This is a genomic window from Alkalibacillus haloalkaliphilus C5, from assembly GCF_000269905.1.
Classification (GTDB): Bacteria; Bacillota; Bacilli; order Bacillales; family Alkalibacillaceae; genus Alkalibacillus; species Alkalibacillus haloalkaliphilus_A.
The window spans coordinates 1-3,304 of the sequence record NZ_AKIF01000216.1; the positions used below are offsets into that span (position 1 = coordinate 1).

A 3,304-nucleotide genomic window follows, 5' to 3' on the forward strand; every position below is an offset into this window, starting at 1 on the left:
ATAAAGCGCTGATCCTTTTAGGATTAGCGCTTTATTTATTAGGGTTATAATTAAGTGTTATTGGTCAAGTAGAGTTTAAAATTTAATAAAAAGTGAATTTTCGAAAAAATGTGGTAAACTAGTTACATATTATCAAAAAAAAGTAAAAAACATAGCTAGAGTGTGATTTCATAGAATACTAAATCAAATTCTAACTGGGGGTTCGCGTTATGTTTACATACTTAAAAGCCACATTTAGAGGTCGTTGGAAGCTATTTTTAACAATAGGGCTTACTTTAAGTTTTTTAGGACTTGCGTACATAGGAACTCAAACAGTGAATGACCAAATTACAGTTGAAGCTAGGGGAGAGCTTGAAGATGATTGGCGCTACCAATATGATATTTTAGTATTACCTCAGTTAGATGAAGAAGTGCAAGGATTAGAAGACGGATGGGTTGCACCACAAAGCAGTATTGCTAGCTATGGTGGGATATCAATAGAAGAATGGGAAGAAATAAAAAGTATTGAAGGTGTGGAAGTTGCTGCACCAATTGCATTAATGGGGTATTTTGATTTTTTGGGGATGAATGCAAATGCGTCTAATGCTACTCCAGGAAATTGGTATGAAATAACGAAGGAAGTTACTGCTTTTGATGGAATGAAAACACATACTCTAACAGAAACAAGCTCTGTTCGTGAGTACTATGATGAGTCAATGGAAGATTCTGTTTTATATCAAAGACATTTAGAGGAAAGAGGGTATCCTTCTAATGTAGCTCCAGGAACTTCTGTAAGATATCCGAATGAAATGTTACTTGTGGCGATTGACCCTGAAGCTGAAGACCAATTATATAATGTATCTGAAAGTATGATTTCTGGTAGTTACTTAGATGAGCCATACTCTGCGGAAGGTGCTACAATGCCTGTTATTCCTGTAGTTGCTTTGCAGGAACCAGAATATGTGATGGAAGAAACGGTATCGGTATATGAAATTGGTGTACCAGATGATCTAACTGAAGAAGATATTGCAGGTGGGACAACAAACTATTTACGCAGTCTCCCAAAAGAAGAATTGGCACAATTAAACATTTCATCACTTACCTCAGATTTAAGGTTTAAAAACGTCAATCTAGAATTTGATGATGAAGGCTATAGTGAATTAGAGTACGAACTCATTAATGCTCCTACTGAGATCATTAGATTTTCCCCGATTAATTATAATTTAGTTGAAAATAACGATGAAGATATACCACTGTTAGAAGCAGAAGAATATCCAAATGCTAGTGAATTTTATACTGACATAGATGCCCCGTTTTACCGGTATACAGAAGGAGTTAGAGATATATATGATTTTACTGTTGATGTAGTAGGGTATTATGATTCATCTGAAATTAGTCCGAAATATGCTGGTTCATGGCAAGAAGGAGATCCGGTCGATGTTTATACATCGCATCATAGTATGATTATTAAAAATGGTCTTGGAGAAGAAGTTGAACCAACACCATTACTCCCACTCCCAGTTAAGGCAAGTTATTATCCAGGCGCTCCAGATATGTTAACGACTCTAAATGCATTAAACCATGTCTATGATGATGAGCCTCCATTATCCTCCATTCGTGTTGTGGTAGAAGGAGTAGCTGAAAGGACTGAAGAAAGTCAAAGAAAGATTGAAGCCATTGCAACGGAAATAAGGGAACGAACAGGCAACCGAGTTGAGATCATGCTTGGTTCATCTGCAAGTAGAGTTCATGTCAATTTGGCTGGAACTGAAGTAGATGAAGTTGGAACAGTTGAAGAAGGTTGGCAACAACAAGGAGTTAGTTGGTCAATTGAAAATCAAGTGAATCAAGCCAACATTTTACTGTTTGTTTATTTGTTAGCGATTAGTGTGATTTTTTGTTTTACCGTGATCACACATAGCTTGCTTAACCGTTCAATTGATTTTGCTATGCAAAGAGCTTTTGGTTGGAGTAGAGCGAAAATCATTCAATCACTATTTGTAGAAGCTTTAATTATTAGTCTGGTCCCTATAGTTTCCGTATGGTTTACAAATTATTGGTTAGAAACGGTCTCTCTTATTGACTACTTACTTGTATGGTTAATGACATTCATCATTATTTCAATTGGGTATATAGCAGGAAGTCGTAAAGCGTTGAAATTGTCACCTCGAGATGGGCTAGCAGGTGAAGGTGATACGTGGAAGATGCAAAGACTGGTGAAAATACGCGGTGTTCTGTCATATTGTATTCATCAATTATTGCGTCGCCCATTAAGGTTTGGCTTACTAGCTACGGTCATCGCAATTACAACGTTTATGCTTTTACTCTCATTTGTAACGCAACAAAGTCTTTCTGATTTCCTTTACTTGAGTTTTATTGGTGAAGCAATTGATGTGAGATTGGAAGAATATCAAACGGCTACTCTAATTATGAGTTTCGCGTTAGCCATAGCTGTTACATTTTTACTCCTTTATTTAAACATTAATGAACGTATGAAGGAGTTCTTCATTTTCCGCTCTATAGGGTGGCCAAAGAGGAAAATTCAGCTTTATATTAGTTTGGAGACATTTGTTGTGTCATTTGTTGGTTCTTCCATTGGCACATTAGGTGCGATTCTATTTATAAATGTGTTTACAGACATTGTAATTCCTACATGGATGATTTCACTAGCTATTTTAGCCCCTATATTGTTAATTACCTTCTTTTCCATAGTCATTTTTAGTGGAATGAAGGTAAAACAAGTACTTAACAATCAGTATACAGTCTAAATTTAACCGGAAAGGGTGGTAGGGAAATGATTCAAATAAATGATTTAGAAAAAAGCTATAAGAGTGGAACTGAGAAAGTGGAAGTGTTAAAACATGTTTCACTGACAGTTGAAGATCATAGTTATGTATCGATCGTTGGGCCTTCTGGTTCAGGAAAATCTACACTACTCCATACGATTGGAGGATTAGAACCAATTGATCGTGGAGAGATTTGGGTAAATAACCAGGCAGTACACAAGCTTAAAGATAAACAGTTAGCTAAGTTACGACTTAATGAAATCGGTTATATCTTTCAACAATTTCATTTGTTGCCAACAGCAACAGCTTTAGAAAATGTTATGATGCCTTTATTAAATGTTTTTTCTTCAAAGGATATTAAAGAAAAGGCAAAAGAATCGTTAGAACGTGTAGGCTTAGGACATCGGATTAATCACCTTCCATCAAGGTTATCTGGCGGTGAGCAGCAAAGAGTGGCCATTGCTAGAGCGTTGGTTACAAAACCATCCATTATTCTTGCAGATGAGCCAACAGGAAACTTGGATTCTGAGACTGCCAAG

At 36.3% G+C, this 3,304-nt stretch carries 2 protein-coding genes; both read left to right on the plus strand.

Annotated elements, in window-relative coordinates; genetic code table 11:
* The first annotated feature begins 209 nt into the window (after positions 1–209).
* On the plus strand, positions 210–2,747 hold the full coding sequence (locus A194_RS0115510; RefSeq protein ID WP_017187709.1) for an FtsX-like permease family protein: 2,538 nt from the start codon (positions 210–212) through the stop codon (positions 2,745–2,747).
* 26 nt (positions 2,748–2,773) lie between these two features.
* On the plus strand, positions 2,774–3,304 hold a 531-nt coding region (locus A194_RS0115515), incomplete at its 3' end, for an ABC transporter ATP-binding protein (protein ID WP_017187710.1).

Bases quoted from the DNA above. Each gene is read 5' to 3' on its own strand.
- A194_RS0115510 (WP_017187709.1), top strand. From the start codon at position 210: ATGTTTACATACTTAAAAGCCACATTTAGAGGTCGTTGGAAGCTATTT.